Source organism: Paenibacillus sp. FSL E2-8871, assembly GCF_038000345.1.
In the GTDB taxonomy this organism is placed as follows: Bacteria; Bacillota; Bacilli; order Paenibacillales; family Paenibacillaceae; genus Paenibacillus_AQ.
This window is the reverse complement of the sequence record NZ_JBBOBV010000001.1, coordinates 1607059-1625790: the sequence shown is the minus strand read 5'-3', so window position 1 is coordinate 1625790 and position 18732 is coordinate 1607059. Positions and strand designations below refer to the sequence as shown.

Here is an 18732-nt window from a genome sequence, read left to right as displayed (position 1 = left end):
CTCTTTTTGATAAATCGGTCCGTGCTAGAACCTTTAATTCTTTTTCTTGAATTTTACGAACGACCAAATCGTAAGCATCAACAGAACTGCTAGGCATGTTCCTATGCTGATACGGTTCTGAACATCGAAGAGAAAAGAAACCGCGATAACAGTTAAACAAACCAGTGTAACAACGGTTATATAAGGGAACCCCCATACTTTAAAGGTTGGTTCTTTCGGATAAGATTTTCTCAGTTTAAGTTGTGACATACAAATGCTGATCCATACGAGAATAACCACAAAGCCTGGAACCGCCATTAGCAAACGGAACAATCCATCCTGGGCGAAGTACGCTAATAAGGAACCAATAACAAGAACAACGGCACAGAGCTTCAGGCTGTTGATGGGTACACCTTTTGCAGAGGTTTTTGCCAAGCTGCGTGGTGCTTCGCCCTGTGACGCCATAGAGTGCAGCATCCGAGTGGCGCCATAAATACCAGAATTGGCAGCAGAGAGCACCGCTGTAATCAGAATAAAGTTCATGATGTGATCGGCACCCTTAAGTCCTGTTGCGGCTAATACCTGAACAAACGGGCTTGTATGCTCATTCAGTTGATTCCATGGTATTAATCCACAGATGATTAGGATCGGCAAGGTATAGAACAGAATAACGCGCAGAATGAAGCTTTTGACAACCTTAGGTAAGACCTTCTCTGCATCTTGTGTCTCCGTCAAGGTAAGTCCAATCAACTCTGACCCACCGTAGGAGAACATAACGACAAGAAGGGCAGAGAAGATGGGGGTCCAGCCTCGTGGGAGAAATCCACCATAGTCTGTAAAGTTGTGTAAGTAAGGCGTAGCTTCAGTCATTGGCAACAGCCCGAAAATTAATGAGCTTCCTAAGATAATGAAGATGATGATCATAGCAATTTTGATACCGGCCAACCAAAACTCCGTTTCTCCATAACCACCTACACTCATCATGTTGATGCCGATAATTAAAGCGCCACTTGCAAGACTGAGCAGCCATAAAGGAACATCCGGTAACCAGTATTGCAAGAAGCTGCCTGCTGCCAGCACTTCAATCACACAAACGGTCAACCACATGAAGCAATATAACCAGCCCACGATAAAGGAGAGTCGTTCTCCAAAAGCCTCACGTATGAAGTCCTTCATATTCCTATTCGGGTACACCGTAGCCATTTCGGCTATTGCCCCCATGACCACTAAGAGTAGCAGGCCTGCTAATACATAAGTAAGAATAACCGCAGGTCCGGCAATGCTTATGGTCTCAGAACTTCCTTTAAAAATCCCTGTACCGATTACTCCGCCCATCGCCATAAAGCTGATATGCCGAGGAAGCAATTTCTTCTGTAATGATGCTTCGTTTGACTTCACAATTAATGCCTCCTAAGCTGTCTTCGAAAAATTACACCAAGCATCAGTTTATCCTGAAACGGACTAGTTGAAAAGTAAAAATAACACACATTTTTATGAAGAGGCGCGACTTTTCACTGGAGTGTGATATTTATCATGCAGAATGTGATGAATTTAACATCTTAATTTTTAATTTTATTGCTAAATAAAAGTAGCTAAATAAGCTTAGGTAACACATGGAAAATGCAAGATTTGTCACTTCGCGACTTGCAAAATCAAGATACAATCGTTGAAAAAGTCAAAAGGATATTATACTGATGACATTCTGAAAGGGGCTATGTCGGTGGTACAGTTACCAAAAGTGAACGAACTCGGATTTTTTGAGATTCGTCTGGAATCAATTGGAGGGCTAGGCGCGAACTTAGCTGGTAAAATGCTTGCAGAAGCAGGCGTTGTCGGTGCTGGAATGAATGGAGTGAGCTTTTCATCCTATGGTTCTGAGAAAAAGGGATCAGCGGTAAAGGCACATATCCGTTTTTGTGATTTGAACACACATATTCGTGACACTTCACCGGTAGAACGACCTCACGTCGTAGGCATATTCCATGAAGCGTTGGCAAAGACCGTCAACGTGACTAGCGGAATTTATGATCATAGCACGGTGCTAGTGAACTCGGCTAAGTCGCCAGAAGAATTGAAGTCCTCCCTGAACATGATGGCAGGAACTATAGCTGTCGTTGATGCTACATCGATCGCATTAGATGAGAAGAACCGCGTAAACATGGCAATGTTAGGTGCGTTGTTCCGGATGTGTGATTTCTTGGATCCTGAAATTATGAAGGGTGTTATCGAGAAATCACTTGGCAAAAAATATCCACAGGCTGTTCAGTCAGCACTAACTACTTTCGAACGTGGATTTAATGAAGTTACCTTCATGCATTTCCCATTACCAGAAGGTGCGATTATGCCTGAGTTCGTTCGGTCCGATATTTCGGCCTTAGGTTATGAAACTCAGCCTATTGGTGGTACCATTACGAATCCTGGCAGCAGCTTTTTAAAGAATCTAAGCATTTCAAGATCCGGTTTATTGCCTCATTTTAAATTAGAGGATTGTATTCATTGTGCGCAGTGCGATACGGTTTGTCCTGATTTATGTTTTGTTTGGGATGAGCAGCCTGATAAGAAGGGACGTCCGCAAATGTTCCTGCAAGGCATTGATTATCAATACTGCAAAGGCTGCTTAAAATGCGTAGAAGCTTGTCCTACAACGGCTTTGTCTGGCGAACGCGAGGAAGATGGCTACGCTGAGAGCCATACGGTCCGGCATATTTTTGATCTTGTTACTGAGGCTTAATTAACGGAGGAAAGGTGGAACACACGTGGCTATTGATTATGAAAAAGAAATAAGCTCTAAGAAGGTTGAGCAGAAATTCCTATATGAATCCGGCAATGAAATGGCAGCTTATGCTGCCCATCAAATAAATTATCATGTCATGGGTTATTTTCCGATCTCCCCATCGACAGAAGTCGCTCAATTTCTAGATACCATGAAAGCGAACGGTCAGCATGATATTATGCTTATTCCATCAGATGGCGAACACAGTTCTGCAGGAATCTGTTATGGAGCTTCGACGGCTGGTGGACGTGTATTTAATGCTACCAGTGCTCAAGGTTATATGTTCATGCTAGAGCAATTGCCGGTACAAGCTGGTACACGGATGCCTATGGTAATGAATTTGATCTGCCGCTCGATATCCGGTCCGCTTAATATTCATGGTGACCATTCTGATTTGTATTTTGCGCTAAATACGGGCTGGCCGATTCTGATGTGCCGTGATCCACAATCCGTTTATGATATGAATCTGATGGCACTTAAGCTTGCTGAGCACGCCAAAGTGCGTCTTCCAGTAATGGTAGCATCAGATGGGTATTTTACTTCTCACCAGAAACGTCGAGTACAGGCATTTACTCACCGTGAGGATGTTCATAAATTCGTTGGCCCACAACCACCGGTAGGCTTCACAGATACACTAGACCGCAATAATCCAGTTACCGTAGGTCCTTACATGAACGAACCTGATTATATCAACAACCGTTATCAGCAGTCGGTAGCGATGTATAATGCGGGTGAAGTCTTCGAAGAAATTGCTAAGGAATTCGCTGAATTGACTGGACGCCACTATCCAATGATCGAAGAGTATCGGATGGAAGATGCGGAAGTAGCCGTATTCTTGATGAACTCTGCCTCAGAGATTATTAAAGATGTTGTGGATCAGCTTCGTTTGCAAGGGATCAAAGCAGGTGCAATTTCGCCGAATATGATTCGTCCCTTCCCGCAGAAGCAAATGGCTGAAGCGCTGAAAAATGTTAAGGCAATCACCGTAGGCGACCGTGCGGATTCGGTTGGTGGTCACGGCGGTAATATGGTAAATGAGATCAAGGCAGCCTTGTTCACCTATGGTAACACTACTACAAAGGTAATTAGCCGTATTTACGGGTTGGGCGGTAAGGACTTCTACGCAGAAGATGGTCATGCATTCTTCCAATTAGCATTGGATGCCGTTGCTGCAGACCGTGTTGAAGTTCCATTTGACTACTATGGTCACAATCCAGGTGCACCGGACAAAGCGCCACAGCGTCTATTGAAGCCGATGGACTTTGATTCGCTGAAGACAGGATTAATTACGGTTAAACAGGATGAAGCAACAGGGAAATTAAGTGTGCGGATACCCCCACTGCGCAGCTTGACGAAGAAACCTAAACGGCTTGCACCAGGTCATGGCGCTTGTCCAGGCTGTGGGATTTTCTCAGGACTGGAGACGTTCTTCAAAGGCATCGAAGGGGATATCGTAGCGCTTTATCACACGGGTTGTGCGATGGTAACAACTACGGGTTATCCATATTCTTCTCATAAATCTACGTTTATTCATAACCTGTTCCAAAATGGTGCAGCTACCTTATCCGGTGTCGTAGAAATGTTCTGGGAACGCAAACGCCGTGGTGAATTGGACGGACTTGGGCTTCAAGACGACTTCACATTTGTAATGGTAACTGGTGATGGCGGTATGGACATCGGAATGGGACCTGCAATTGGGGCTGCACTACGCGGTCACAAAATGATTATCGTAGAGTACGATAACGAAGGTTACATGAACACAGGTGCACAGCAGTCCTATTCCACACCACTGGGTCATCGTACATCTACATCCAGCATTGGTAAGAATCAGCAAGGTAAAGTTACACAGCATAAGGATACTGCGCAAATCATGGCAGCTACTAACATTCCATATGTCTTCACAGGTTCCGAAGCTTACCCGCAGGATCTTGTGAAGAAAGCGGCAAAAGCACAATGGTACGCTCAGAACGAAGGACTTGTGTACGGTAAAATCCTGATCGCATGCCCACTGAACTGGATGTCTGAGGATAAAGAGGGTACCAACATCGTTTCGCTGGCTGTTGAATCTTGCTTCTTCCCTCTATATGAAGTGGAGCACGGTTCTACGAATATTACGTACAATCCAGAGGATAAGGGCAAACGCGTTGAGCTCTCCGCTTGGTTGAAGACAATGGGCAAAACCCGTCATTTACTGAAGCCTGAGAATGAGCCGGCTTTACGCAGCTTCGAGGCAGAAGTGGAGCGTCGCTGGAATCGTCTGAAAGCGAAACATGAGCATCCTGATTTGTAAAATATAATGATTGATAACCCGACAGATTCGTCTGTCGGGTGTTTTGTATATAATGAAAGAAGGGAGGACTGATACTATTGAGCTGGATTTTATGGACCTGTTTTTTTGTTTCATTACTGTTGTCTTATTTGGATTAGCGAAAGATATTAAAGTTAAAAGACTGGGTGATCATAATTGCAGCTTTTTTACTTTGTGAATTGTATGTCGATTTATTTGGGTTACTGATTCCTGTGGGTTTTATCATGGGCTTGATTTATATGAATAAAAAGAAAAAGTTTCTTTACGCAAAGGCGCTAATGTTTGGGTTGATTACCGTCTTCGTCATTTTCTATACCCCTAAGATTAGTTTTCAACAAATCAAAGCGCTTTCGGAGAGTAACAAATATACGGAGCAATTTAATCAGGTTAAAGCCGTTTCTAATTTTAAAATTGAATCAGATGTTAACAATGTACTTCAGAAGGCAGCAAATCATTTAAAAGATAAAAATCCAAACTCAGAAATACCTGTAGACGATCCTCATGTAGTCTTCAGTATATGGGTTCTCCAACACAGAAATGTAGCTCTTCAAGATTTAGATTGGTTATGGTACAAGGCGCCGTTAGAATTACATTATTATTGGCAAATTAATCGTCCCGATCCATTGGTTACTCTTGAATATGTTGTATTTAATGAGGTTGGGTACATGGGTGTTTTTGAAAGAGAGCATGAAAAAGAACCCTATCATCTCCGAACGATCTATGAGTTTGACCGCCTTAAAACATGGACTCCGATGATACCCTGATTCTGAGTTTAACAAAGATAAATCGTGAGCACCGACTCACAACCTAGAATGGAATTTATTTCTCATAGTCATACAAACCTTTCGCTAGACAAAAGAAAACTGCAAATGTGCATCTTTTTGCGCAGATTTTTTCTTTTATTAGGTCGAAACCTGCGAATATACAGGAATATCCATACTTATGACACGAAGACTTATTCTTAAGCAATAATTACTGTAAATTTGCAGGAATCTATACTTTAGTCCGCCACGTATCATTTAAAGATGTACTTTTTCAGGTTTATTCGACATTTCGTCATTTATAGTGAGCGATTAGTCGACCCAGCGGTGGATTTGATTAACTGCGCTTATAAGCCGCTTAACAACGGTCTCTCGATTTGCCATAAGGACTCATTGAAAACGGACAGAATCTTCGTACACATAAAGATGCCATCATCTCTGTTAATTTTTCCTCTCCAGCGCTCAGAACTTCATCTGAGGTAGGGAACGTCAACAATGTTTTCAAAGATACAACAGAATGTAAACCCCCAAATAGACCCTTATATTCAGGAAATACCTGATCTAAAACAGCTTGGAATTGCAGCTTAACTCCATATGGATGTTATAAAAAAGACATTCACAATACCTCTGAAAATGGGTAAGATGCAGTCAAGGAAATATTCGTTCATGTGGTGTTGAGGGATTTTAATTTGCATTTCATCCAAAAGCTATCTATACAAAGTCAAAAGGTTGTATCATGTTTATATGGAGTTTTAGAATAAAGGTATAGAAAATGAGAGGTGTATTATTTTTGTATAGAGTGGCTATTTGCGATGATGAGGAAAAACAAAGAGAGCTTGTCAAAAGTATCCTGATTACTTTGTCGATAAAGACTAATATAGATTTTGAAATTGAATTATTCGGCTCGGGAGAGCAATTGGTATCCCATTATGAGCGCTATGAAACTCCATTCCATATTTTAATTTTGGATATTGAAATGGGGGGGATAAACGGGATTCAAACAGCCCGAAAAATAAGAGAGTTAAATAACCTAGATGAACAAATTATTTTTCTGACAAGCTATCCTGAATATATGGTGGAAAGTTTTGATGTCATGACATTTCAGTATTTGATAAAACCCATTGCTCCTTCGATCTTGGAGGAGAAAATAATCAAGATATGCCAATACTTTCAAGCACTTGATAAAAAGTTTATGGTTATCAAGTCAACCTATGAAGAAATCATTTTAAAATATGATGACCTCATTAGTATTCAAGCTGCCAAAAGCTTAACTATAAAAAGCAAACTACATTTTACGACCACTAATCAAACCTATGAAAGCAAAGGCATCATTTCAGATTATGCTTTGGCCTTAAAAGACTGTAACTTCTTGCAAATCCATCGTTCTATTATTATTAATCTGCTTCATGTGAAGAAATTTTCTAGCGGAGTTGTTCTAATGTCCAATGGGTTGGAATTACCTATAGGTCGTTCTAAAATTAATGAGGTTAAAGATACTTACACCAAATTTATGATTATGAAGGTCGATTGATATGATTCAAAATAATTTTCTTATTGTCTTTAGCATTGTCCTTGTGATGGGTGTTCAAATTAATTTTTTCTTCAACTCGGTGTTTGATAAATCAGCTAAAAAACATAACCGATTTATTTATTTCATTATGTTTGGGTTGCTTGATTACATGTATCTGGTTATTCCCATCTCTCCTATTTTATCTTTGATTCTACCTTTGCTCATGATATTTAGTTTTGCACAATCTTATCAAGTAAAAATTAAAGACAAGATCATTTTTTCTATGTTTTACGGTGTTTTAATATCTCTCGTTAATTTTATATCCCTTTATATTTTTTATACCCTATATTCAATTGAGTTTAGCTTTGACCCTGTAAATGAATATGATCAAATAGCCTACACAAAAGCTATTTTACTCAGTTGCATGATCATGTTTGCTATCATTCAGATCATACGTCTACTTGCAAAACGTAGAAGTTACTCTTTGGATTATCGTTACTACATATTTTTTTCGGTTATTCCTATCGTAAGTATAAACCAACTAAATATTCTAACTTATAAGGACGCCTATTCTTTCATATCCGTCATTGTATTACTATTCTTAAACGTTATGATTTTCTATGTTTTTGATAATATCATTGATAAATTTCAATTCATGCATGAGAATGCTCAGCTGCAACAGCAGATGGACCATCAGGATGCGAATTACGAAAAAGTCGTTCACAGCTTTAAATCCATTAAAAGAATCATTCATGATACGAATCAACAGTTTTTGTATATTGAAGAGTGTATTGAGCGAAATGAGTTAGCAGCAGCAAGGGAACATATTAAGACTACATTAAATAAAGTTGAAGGGGCTTATCAACGGGTAAACACAGGGAATCTAGTTATAGATGCCCTTGTCACAAATACACTTAATATTGGACAAGCCAATGGCATAAGAATAGATACAAAGCTTAGCTTATGTTCACAAAAAGTCCATATTGACCGTTATGACTTATGTGTTGTCATTGGAAATATGCTAGATAACGCAATAGAGGCTTCTAAAAAGTTGAAGATCGCAGAAGATAGGTACATTCTTATAAAAATACATTCTACCGAGTCTACCCTTCTCATTCACATCATGAATCATATGGAGAATGAAGTTACCCACTTAAACAGCCAAAAATCAAACCCGGAATTTCATGGTATCGGATTAACGAACATAGCTAGAATCTGCGACAAGTACGGTGGTCATATGACCATTGAAACGAAACATAAAGTATTTAATAATATGGCACTAATACCATTATATACCAACAATCCCTAAACAACCTGTTGTTTAGGGATTGTTTTTTGCGTTTCAGGGCGATTTTCATTCTAACGGCGTTCTTCCTTGTATGATGATTTCAGTAAGTCACATCTAGAAGGAATACGAGGAGGGATTAATAATGAAGAAGATGGTTTCCGTAGTAATGACTGCAATACTTTTTGCAATACCAGTCACCCCTGCTTTTGCTCTAACGAATAATGATACTGTAAAAGAAAAGGCACAGGAGCTGGCTGCGAAGATTGTGTCCGATTATGGTGCAAGTGGATTACAGTATGCAATTATGGATCATGGATCCATTGTTTTATCGGATAGCGCTGGTGTCTACGATAAAGCGACCAAGAGTCCGATAACCAAAGAGACGATGTTTGGAATAGGCTCAGTAAGTAAAACGTATGTGTCTGCTGCAACGATGATGCTAGCTGATTTTAATCAAATTGATATTGATCAACCACTAACCACGTACATTAAGGACTTTAAAATGGCAGATGAACGATATAAAGAGATTACGCCACGCATGTTGATGAATCATTCTTCAGGAATTTACGGTAGTCACTATGGGAATAGTTTTTTGTTTGATGATAATGATACGAAAAATCATGATGAATTATTGGTCAAATTACAATCAGATAACTTAAAGTCAAACCCCGGCGAATTTTCGGTATATTGTAATGATGGTTTTCAACTGCTTGAAATCTTGGTTGAAAGAGTGAGCGGTTTAAGTTACAGCGAATTTCTTGAAACCCATATTAGCAAGCCTCTTCAATTAACCTCTACCCAAACACCACGTGATTCGTTTGATAGAGACAGACTCACAAAAACTTATTTTCCCGGGATCGATCAAGCTTTACCCACCGAGAATGCCAATCTCATTGGGACAGGAGGCATCTACTCCACGGCCGAAGAAGTAAGTAAGTTTGCTGAAGTATTAATCGGGAATCGAACGGATATTTTATCTGAGAAGTCAGCAATGGCTATGCAAAGTCATGAGTATAGAAAGGGTGTGTGGGTTTCTGAAGAGACAAACACCATTAATTATGGCCTGGGTTGGGATGCCGTCCGTTTAGCACCATTTAGTGATTACGGAATAACCGCATTATTCAAAGGTGGAGATACGTATATGTATCATGCTGCTTTGACTACCCTACCCGAACATGACATTTCTATAGCTGTACTTTCATCGGGAGGTAGTGGTATTTACAATAGTATATTTGCATCTAATATTTTATTAGAATATATAAGCGCCAAAGGCATCATTAAAGAAATCCTACCTAAAAAAACATTTGAACCTCCATTGAAAGTGGAAATGCCATCCGATTTGCTTGCTTACTCTGGATTATACGGTACCGTAGGTAAAACGGTAAATCTGGAGATAAAGAACGGAGAGATTGATTTACCCGATCTAGGATTTGGATCGATACCGCCTCAAAAATATGTATATACGGGCAATGGACAATTTAAAAACAACGATGGGAATGCAACCATAAGCTTTGACCACCAGAAGAATGGAACAACCTATTTAAAACTTAACGCTTATACGGATACTCCAGGATTAGGTCAAACAGTTGCGGTAACCTACGAATATCAAAAATTAGATTCCAATCCTCTAAGTCAGTCAACTAAAACGATATGGGAACATAGAAATGAAAAAAACTACTACTCTTTGGATGAAAAGATAACTTCAATGTTGTATTTGAGCAAATCGCTTTTGGCAAAAAATATATCCGTTGATATCAACCATGGATACGCATCCGGCACTAAAATTGTTGACGAGAATAAAGCAGTAAATGTAATTGAGATTCCTACTTTGAACGGAAGAGATGCTTTCGATTTGAATTTCTATAATGAGAACCATAAAGAGTATTTAAAGATCGACGGACAATCCTATATAAGTGAAGATGCTATTCAACCCATTTATGAAGGGAACGACTCGTTTTGCATCATACCATCGGGTGGTCAGGCTGTATGGTATAAAATTGATGATCAATCAGCCAATCGAGTCATGAACGTTGAAACTCCAGTGAGTGGAGGGTTTGCCGTTTATGACGCAGATGGAATCGTTGTGAACTTTTCAAAGGCAACGAGCACTCATTCGGTAGTTCTACCTGAAGGTGGGATGATCGTTTTTGGTGGTAATGAGGGCAATATATTTAAAATTAATTTGATGAATAAATAGACGACTCAACTTTGTAAAACAACAATTAGGAAGATGATTACAAACTTACAATATTAATTGAGAAGAGGAATGCCTTATGAAAATACGTAGTCAAATTACATTTGCAAGTCTGGCCCTTTTAATAACTGGAAGTTCCCTGCTATACACATCGCCAAGCTCAATTGTAAAAGCAGAACCCACTCAAAATGTATCTAGTTCGTTACAAACAACCACTCAACGAGATCATAATTCCGTCAAGCAAGCAATGCGGGATACATTGCTACTTGGATTCCCGGGGATACTTGCTAAAACTTCTGAGGGTGGAAAAACTTGGGGTTATGCCGATGGGGTAGCGAATCTGAGCACCAAGAAACCAATGGAAACAGATTTTCGATTTCGCATTGGCAGCGTGACGAAGACGTTCACCGCAACGGTTGTACTTCAATTAGCTGGAGAGAACCGCTTAAATCTAAACGACTCCATCGAAAAATGGCTGCCCGGTGTCATTCAAGGAAACGGATATAATGGTAAACAAATTACCATCCGGCAGATATTGAACCATACAAGTGGTATCGCTGAATACTCAAGATTCAAAGGCGCAGATTTTATGGATACGAAAAAATCGTATACGGCTGAAGAAATAGTTAAGATGGGGATTTCTCTGCCCCCAGACTTTGTCCCAGGAAAGGGATGGTCTTATTCAAACACAGGATACGTATTACTGGGTATTCTTATTGAGAAATTAACCGGAAACAGCTACGCGGAAGAGATTGAGAATCGGATTATTGAACCGCTTGAATTGTCGGATACATTCCTACCTGGCAATTCAAGCGTTATTCCAGGCACCAAGCATGCTCGGGGATATTCCCAACCAGACGAAGCAAGTGAGATTAAAGACGTTACTTATTATAATCCAAGTGCAGGTAGCTCGGCTGGAGATATGATTTCTACTGCTGACAACTTAAATAAATTCTTCTCTTCCTTGCTCGGTGGCAAATTACTGAAGGAAAAGCAGCTAAAACAAATGCTTACTACAGTTCCTACAGGAAGAGCAGGAATCGATGGATATGGTCTTGGAATCTTTGAAACTAAGCTTCCAAACGGTGTCTCGATATGGGGACACACAGGTGGTATTCTAGGGTTTTCTACGATTGCGGGAGGTACACTTGGAGGCAATCATACGTTGGTCGTCAGTTTGAACAGTTTGGGTAGAGATAACAGTCCTAATCCGTTTAAAAGTATTTTAATTGCTGAATTTAGCAATTAGGAAAAAATGAAAATGGAAAATACGGATAAATTCTGCGCAATACAAGGGGTTGGTCCCTTATTTGAAGATTATGATAATTTATTAACAGCTATATCAGTAATCAAAGGAGAGTTAAATTATGGATAAAATTATGAATGATTATCTAATGAAAATTGACAATCATTTGAAATCGATGACCGATTCCGAGCGTATTGACATTTTAAAAGAAATCAAAAGTGTAATACTTGAATTGCAAAATAATGGTGTATCTACTGAGCAAATCATCGAACGGTTAGGAAACCCAAAAGAATTAGCAAAAGTATACTTAGGTAAAGCCATTTCAATGAACAGTAAATTTAGTTGGCGTAAATTTGGTGCAATATTTGCTCTTTGTAACAGTTTTGTAGGTGTCAGTGGTATCTTACTCTTGCCGTTCATCAGTACTCTTTCCATTGCTTTAATGATTGGTGGAGTTATTACGCCGATAGGCGGAATTCTTAAATTTGTCGGACAACATATGGGATTTGATATTGGGGGAATAACAATCGAAATGGGAGCATTTACACCAAGCCCAATGTATTCCTTGCCAATTTCTATTGTGATTGGAGTGTTAATGTTTTGGTTTGGGAAAGTCTTATGGAAGCTTACTATTAAATATATTCAGGCAATTAGTCAGAAAAAGAAATTAATATAATGAACCGGGCGCGACGGTCATTCATAGACCAACCGTACCCCGATTTCTGGCTGGCCTATTTTTTTGTAGGCATATATCGTCAATCGCAATCGAAACAATCGAAAGGCACACCGTAGCCATCGGAGTTAGCTGCAGAGGTCTGACCTTTTTTTGCTTGACCTTAGGCTAGGTGATGAACTATTCGGAAGACTGTGCGGGGAAATAATTCATCATATTACACTGAGAGGGTACTTCTAGCCTATACTAATTTCATTGACGGAGGATTTTCTAATGCGTAAAAAAAGAGTTTCAAAAGTGCTCGCTGTAACGCTAAGCACGTCTCTAGCTGTGACTTACTTAATTGCTTTGGTCGGAGGGTATAGTGTCAGTGCGGAACAGCTCCCTCTTAAGGGACAAACAATCACAGCGATTCAGACTGCAGCTGTTCCTGCTGCTCCAAGCGGTCCGGTTGACCCCAAAGAAGTGGAGGCCTTCGCGGACAATTACTTTGGGAAAAGCCTGAAGAAGTTCAATGTTCCGGGGGCCATGTTCGTCGTCGTTCAGGACGGACAAGTGGTTTTATCCAAAGGATACGGGTATGCAAACAAAGAAAGCAAAACCCCAGTAGATTCCAATACCGTTTTTCGCATCGGTTCCATTTCTAAGACGCTTACAGCTGCGGCTGTGCTGCAGCTTGCAGACCAAGGGAAGATCAAGCTGGATCAGGACATCCAATCATATCTCGGAGGTATCACAATACCAAATTCGACAGGTAAACAGCTAACTTTGGAAAATATGCTGACCCACATGACTGGGTTCGATTTCCCATATGAAAAAGACGATGACGCCTCGCCCGATCTTCTCAATCAAGAGAATTCTCTTCGAGATTTCTTAATGGATCGAATGCCAACCATCGTCCGGACGCCGGGGGAAGCCTACCAGTATGACGATTATGCTTTTGCTTTGGCGGGATATGCCGTGGAACAAGTTACTGGGCTCCCTTTTCATGAATACATGGATAAAAACATCTTTCAACCACTCGGCATGAATTCTTCCCATGATCTTGTAACCCCAGAGCTTAAAGCCCGAATGGCTGCAGCTTACGATCCGGAAGGCACGCCATATCCGGAGTATGGCCTTTATCCTACGGACATGCCTCAGGGCGGAATGTTGTCCACCGGAAGCGATATGGCTAAATTCATGATCATGCTTCTACAAAAAGGAAAGGCCGGAGATCGGCAAATGTTAAGTGAACAAAGTGTTCAACGAATGAGCAAGTTTTCCGTTTTCGCTCATCCGGCCATACCTATAACAAGCTATGGATTTGAAAGCATTTTTAATGAACTGTCGAATGGTCAGTATGTCGTCAGCAAAGGTGGGAACATCCCCGGACATGCCTCTTTTACATGGCTACTGCCTGAGCGCAAAACGGGGATGTTCGTCATTTATAATAATGATTCCGAATTGCGCTCGGATTTGTATGCTGCTTTTATGGACCATTATTATCCGAAGAGCACTGAGATGCCTGAATCGGTATCACCTCTTACAGAACAGCAAGCCGCGCGTTATATCGGATTATACAAAGACCTGCATACCCCGTCATTTGTGACTAGAATTACGTACAATAACGGACAACTTGTAGCGGAAGACAGATACAAATTGGGGAATGGCAAGACTACTTTGAAAAAGATAGATCCCTTGTTGTTTATGGATGACCATGGGAAGAAAATAGCATTTCTTGAACAAAAGGATGGAGGTATTGCTTATATGTATAGACCCTCCAAGTCCCCGATAGCCTATTCGCCCAAAATACAGGAAAAAGCGTTGTTTTCCGATGTCTCGAAAGAAAGCCCCTACCAACCGTCTATAGAAAAGCTCCATTCGCTTGATATCATTAATGGAAGAGATGGGCGCAGCTTTGACCCGAAGGCGTCCGTGACCCGTGCGGAATTCATCACAATGCTGCTGCATGCTTTCGGCTATCCGCCCTCCAAATCGAAATCCGGTTATACGGATATCGAACACCATTTTGCCTTTAAAGAGATACAGGCAGCGGTCGAGCAGCATTGGTTGGAGGAGGAGACCGGAGACCGATTTGAACCGGATCGCACGATAACTCGGGAAGAAATGGCCGTCATCTTAACGCGCATTCCTCTTCCATGGCCGCTTGGCGATGAGGTCCGATTGGCAGGGAAAACCGATGATTCGGCTATCAAGGCCGTAAGCAAGCTTGTTGCTGCCGGAGTTACGGATCCGGTCACAATAATCAATTCTGACGGTTCAGTCGATTTCCACTCCAAAGAACCTTTGCTTCGCCAAGAAGCCTCCTATTTCATTGACAAGATTCTATTTGTTCCTTAATCGCTTATCGGCCGTTACAGCCGCATTCGCGCCCTGACGGAATCTCCAACCATGACTAACTTGTTGTTTCTTTCCAGTTTTATTTTTCACTACCTTAGCGCTTAGCACATTCTATTCGTGAGGGATGGGACACTATTGTTCAATAAAATATCGACAGGCTATAATCTATGGTTTCCGTATTTTATTATTTGGTCGATCTAAACCTTTACTTTCCCTTTCCTTAAACAGCAACAAATTTTTTTAGAAAAAGCTTAAAAATGAATGTAAATATGGGGCAATAGAAGGGGATTGAAAGAATCTGCCTACGCTATTGCCCCTTTACAATGATTAGGATATAATCACCTGATCACCTCATTACGAAACACATTCATTTTCTCCGCTGTCTTATGTTCAGCTGGAGAAGGAGCTGTTGTCTTAATTGACAACTTATAGAATATGCCTTGAGGTTGAAAAAGTGTGGCCATTTTTTGGTTATGCCTTTTTTTCATTTCAAGGCTTTTTTTATGTCCAAAAACATGAAAAGGGGGAGATAAAGATGGACTATATGAAGAAATACTGGCCTATAGAGCTGGAATGCATAAGAAAAGGCGTAAATCATCTTGATGATTACGTCACTATGATTTGTCCACATTAATCAAGTGCTCGCTTACTCGAAACAGTATCGGGAGCAGATAACAATCACTCAATTTGAACCAGTTCAAGATATTAAGAACCGGGGAGTGTTGTGATCGCAATAGACAGGCAACTACGGCGGATCAAACTGCAAATAGAATATGACTATGATTGGATTAAGATCGATGATGTGGTTAAGGTAACTACATAAAAAACGCCCCGGAAACTTTCCCCGGGGCATAACTACTATTCCTCGAATAACTCATCCATTAAACTATCGATTTCCTCTTTTTGGGAAACCGTAGCCTCAATATCGAATTTAGTTTAGAGTATGAATTTGAATTGTTTTTTGACAGAAAAAAGCGAGAGAAGACCCAATGCATTTAGCACGAGTCTGTCTCTCACATATAGGGGACTTTTAATAGTGTTGTGAAGTAGAGTTATCTTCCGCCTCTAGGCATCATGGAGTTATCCACAAATACATCTTTAACAGAATAGGTGTAGCAATGGCGAGGTACGGGTACACAGTGGTGACGTCTTACGATTTCAATTGGATGAATCACATTTACTACTTGTGGGTGGAAGTGATCTTGATAAACCACCTTAGGTGGGTCAGTAACCGTTTGGGCTGGGCATTTTGGACATTCAGACATTTCCTTCAGCTCCTTTTGTGTGTGGACTTACCGTATTATACGCACAGAACAAAAGCCTGCTTGGTTGTTTGTCTATTGTATTTAAAAATGGGTATTTGCTTAACGCTTGTAAATTTCACGCATAACATGGCGAAGTTCCGGGATAATTAGCCGTTCCATAGCCAGTTTTACGGCTCCAGTAGAGCCGGGCATAGAAAAGATAGCGGTCTTTCCCATGGTGCCTGCAATGGCTCGACTAAGAATAGCTGCCGAACCGATGTCCTCTGTGAAGCTTAGCATTCGAAAAATCTCACCGAAGCCAGGTAATGTTTTATCTAGCAAAGAGGCAACAGCTTCATACGTCGTATCCCGTGGAGAAATCCCTGTTCCACCAGTCAGAAGTACAGCTTCTATTCCGGCGTGGTCAACACATTTATACAATAGCTCACGAATATCCTGATAATTGTCTTTCGTAATAGTGCTGCCTATCACTTCATACCCGTCTTCTTCGAGCATAGATTTAATCAAAGCTCCTCCGGTATCTGTTTCAATAGTTCTGGTGTCCGAGACAGTAATGATATAGCAGGAAACGGTTTGAGGCGCTTCTTTCCGATGTTCTTCAACAGATGACAAATGGCTCAACTCCTAGATTAGAGATGTTATCATGATAGGGTATGGCAGAAGTAAAGACAAGCTTTCTTGTACTCACAGAATTCAGCAGGAATTTGGGGTGCCGCTTGCGTGCTTCGCGCGCATGTAGTACACTCGCTACACATAACTGTAATTTGCTGGGGAGCGATGAAACATGGAACAGGTCGTACCTGTGTATATATTGTCAGGATTTCTGGGGAGCGGCAAAACAACGCTGCTGCAGCGCCTACTAGATCATTGGAAAAATCAGGGTTTACGCCCTGCAGTAGTGATGAATGAGCTGGGTGAAGTGAATTTAGATGGATTGCTAGTTGAGCAAACTGTCCCTATGGCAGAACTACTTGGTGGATGCATATGCTGTTCTATCCGAAGTGATCTTAGTACAGAACTCGCAACACTGATCAAGAAAGAGACTCCGGATGTCGTAGTGATCGAGGCAACAGGCGCTGCAAATCCGCTGGAAATAGTGGATGGCGTAACCGAGATTTCGTTGTATCAAAAAGTAGAACTGAAAAGCTTGATCACCGTCGTTGACGCCGCGCATCTTCTTGAACTGTATCGCGCACAGCAGGGGGCAACTTATCGTTTGATGCAGGAGCAGATTCGCTGCGCTTCTGTCTTGCTATTGAATAAAATTGACCGTATAACCGCTGAAGAGGCGGAAGAGGTTAACGCTGTACTGAGGAAATGGAACGCTTATGCACCCATTCTGCCAACTGTGCGTTGTGAGGTGGAACCGGAGGAACTGCTGCGTGATGCAGGTGGAGTTCTTACGGATAAACAGCTGGAAGAGGTTGAGGACGCGAGCGAAAGCTTCTTGCATGATGAAGATGAATACACTACTGGTGGCACACATACTAGCCACGATCATGTGATGGCGTACACACATTATTTTAAACGTCCAGTAAACAGTGAAGAATTCGAACAATTCGTTAAAGAATTGCCGCGTGATGTTTATAGAGCTAAAGGTATTGTGACCTTTAATGACACCTCCAGCCGGTTTCTTTTCCAATATGCCTATCGTGAAGCTGATTTTATGAAAATCACACCACAAGGCGAAGTGCCTGACGTTGCCGTATTTATCGGCGAACATTTCTCATCAAATGAACTGCGCACTAGGTTACTGGAGATGGAGGGACGTACCTTCGTTCGTCCTAGTACAGTTAAGAGAAGTCTATAATCAGATCTCCTTGTCAGAAGTTGTAATGGTTCATTCCTAATCTTGTAGGTTAATAGTATCGCATACCCTATAAAAATACAGGAGGTTTAAGGCTATGACCCGAATTCAATATCAGGAGTGCATTGACGCTTGTTTAGAAAGTATGAATGCCTGTAATTATAGCTATGTCTCAAGCCTAAAAGAATATGATCTTGCTTCTCTGCGTGAAAGCATGCGGCTAGATCGTGAATGTGCGGATATTTGTTCATATGCCGTACAAGCGATGACTCGCCAAAGTCCGTTTGTAGCCGGAATTCTCCGTCTATGTGCCGAAATTTGTGAAGCCTGTGCAGATGAAAGCAGCAAGCATATACATACACATTGTCAGGAATGTATTGATGCCTGCCGTAGATGTGCTGAGGCTTGCCGTTTGATTAGCGATGCGGTTGAAGTATACGCGTAAGGATGTATACCCAACCTAACTATATAATAAGCAAATGACCAGACCATTGCTGTGGATGTACAGCATGGTCTGTTTTTCTTTTTAGCACAAGGTTAGATTAAATTTCGTTTCTAGAAGAGGAAATATGTAGGGAACTGGAG

14 protein-coding genes are annotated in these 18732 nt (G+C 41.0%); 11 read left to right on the top strand and 3 right to left on the bottom strand.

Features of this window, described 5'->3' with window-relative positions; all coding sequences use genetic code 11:
• Positions 1 to 33: 33 nt before the first annotated feature.
• A complete protein-coding gene (locus NYE25_RS07520) occupies positions 34 to 1377 on the bottom strand; it encodes an amino acid permease (RefSeq protein ID WP_076298829.1) in 1344 nt (447 codons plus the stop codon).
• A 322-nt stretch (positions 1378 to 1699) separates the two neighbouring features.
• On the opposite strand from NYE25_RS07520, the gene NYE25_RS07515 reads away from it, so the two are divergent.
• The 9 genes from NYE25_RS07515 (at position 1700) to NYE25_RS07470 (ending at position 15075) form a co-directional block, all read left to right on the top strand.
• Entirely contained in the window at positions 1700 to 2710 is a 1011-nt protein-coding gene (locus NYE25_RS07515) for a 2-oxoacid:acceptor oxidoreductase family protein (protein WP_076283479.1), read from the top strand.
• A 25-nt stretch (positions 2711 to 2735) separates the two neighbouring features.
• Positions 2736 to 5042, top strand: coding sequence for a thiamine pyrophosphate-dependent enzyme (locus NYE25_RS07510; RefSeq protein WP_341145576.1), 2307 nt, complete (start codon positions 2736 to 2738; stop codon positions 5040 to 5042).
• A gap of 257 nt (positions 5043 to 5299) precedes the next feature.
• Complete coding sequence (locus tag NYE25_RS07505) at positions 5300 to 5824, top strand: hypothetical protein (protein ID WP_341145575.1); 525 nt, start codon at positions 5300 to 5302, stop codon at positions 5822 to 5824.
• 787 nt (positions 5825 to 6611) lie between these two features.
• On the top strand, positions 6612 to 7352 hold the full coding sequence (locus tag NYE25_RS07495; RefSeq protein WP_341055406.1) for a LytR/AlgR family response regulator transcription factor: 741 nt from the start codon (positions 6612 to 6614) through the stop codon (positions 7350 to 7352).
• Position 7353: 1 nt separating this feature from the next.
• A complete protein-coding gene (locus tag NYE25_RS07490) occupies positions 7354 to 8640 on the top strand; it encodes an ATP-binding protein (protein ID WP_341145574.1) in 1287 nt (428 codons plus the stop codon).
• A gap of 121 nt (positions 8641 to 8761) precedes the next feature.
• Positions 8762 to 10816: a serine hydrolase domain-containing protein gene (locus NYE25_RS07485; protein WP_341061026.1), complete on the top strand. Its 2055-nt coding sequence runs from the start codon at positions 8762 to 8764 to the stop codon at positions 10814 to 10816.
• 76 nt (positions 10817 to 10892) lie between these two features.
• Entirely contained in the window at positions 10893 to 12062 is a 1170-nt protein-coding gene (locus NYE25_RS07480) for a serine hydrolase domain-containing protein (protein ID WP_341145573.1), read from the top strand.
• 118 nt (positions 12063 to 12180) lie between these two features.
• Entirely contained in the window at positions 12181 to 12735 is a 555-nt protein-coding gene (locus NYE25_RS07475; protein ID WP_340970423.1) for a DUF1700 domain-containing protein, read from the top strand.
• A gap of 270 nt (positions 12736 to 13005) precedes the next feature.
• Entirely contained in the window at positions 13006 to 15075 is a 2070-nt protein-coding gene (locus NYE25_RS07470; protein WP_340970421.1) for a serine hydrolase, read from the top strand.
• Between the two features lie 1052 nt (positions 15076 to 16127).
• Here NYE25_RS07470 and NYE25_RS07465 read toward each other — a convergent pair.
• Entirely contained in the window at positions 16128 to 16340 is a 213-nt protein-coding gene (locus NYE25_RS07465) for a hypothetical protein (protein WP_076283489.1), read from the bottom strand.
• A gap of 99 nt (positions 16341 to 16439) precedes the next feature.
• Positions 16440 to 16952 (bottom strand): MogA/MoaB family molybdenum cofactor biosynthesis protein, encoded by a 513-nt coding sequence (locus NYE25_RS07460; RefSeq protein WP_341145572.1) that lies wholly within the window; start codon positions 16950 to 16952, stop codon positions 16440 to 16442.
• Between the two features lie 172 nt (positions 16953 to 17124).
• Between NYE25_RS07460 and NYE25_RS07455 the strand changes: the two genes are divergently transcribed.
• Both NYE25_RS07455 and NYE25_RS07450 read left to right on the top strand, forming a co-directional pair.
• Positions 17125 to 18150: a CobW family GTP-binding protein gene (locus NYE25_RS07455; protein ID WP_341145571.1), complete on the top strand. Its 1026-nt coding sequence runs from the start codon at positions 17125 to 17127 to the stop codon at positions 18148 to 18150.
• A 94-nt stretch (positions 18151 to 18244) separates the two neighbouring features.
• Positions 18245 to 18592 (top strand): four-helix bundle copper-binding protein, encoded by a 348-nt coding sequence (locus NYE25_RS07450; RefSeq protein WP_042128424.1) that lies wholly within the window; start codon positions 18245 to 18247, stop codon positions 18590 to 18592.
• Positions 18593 to 18732: the final 140 nt, after the last annotated feature.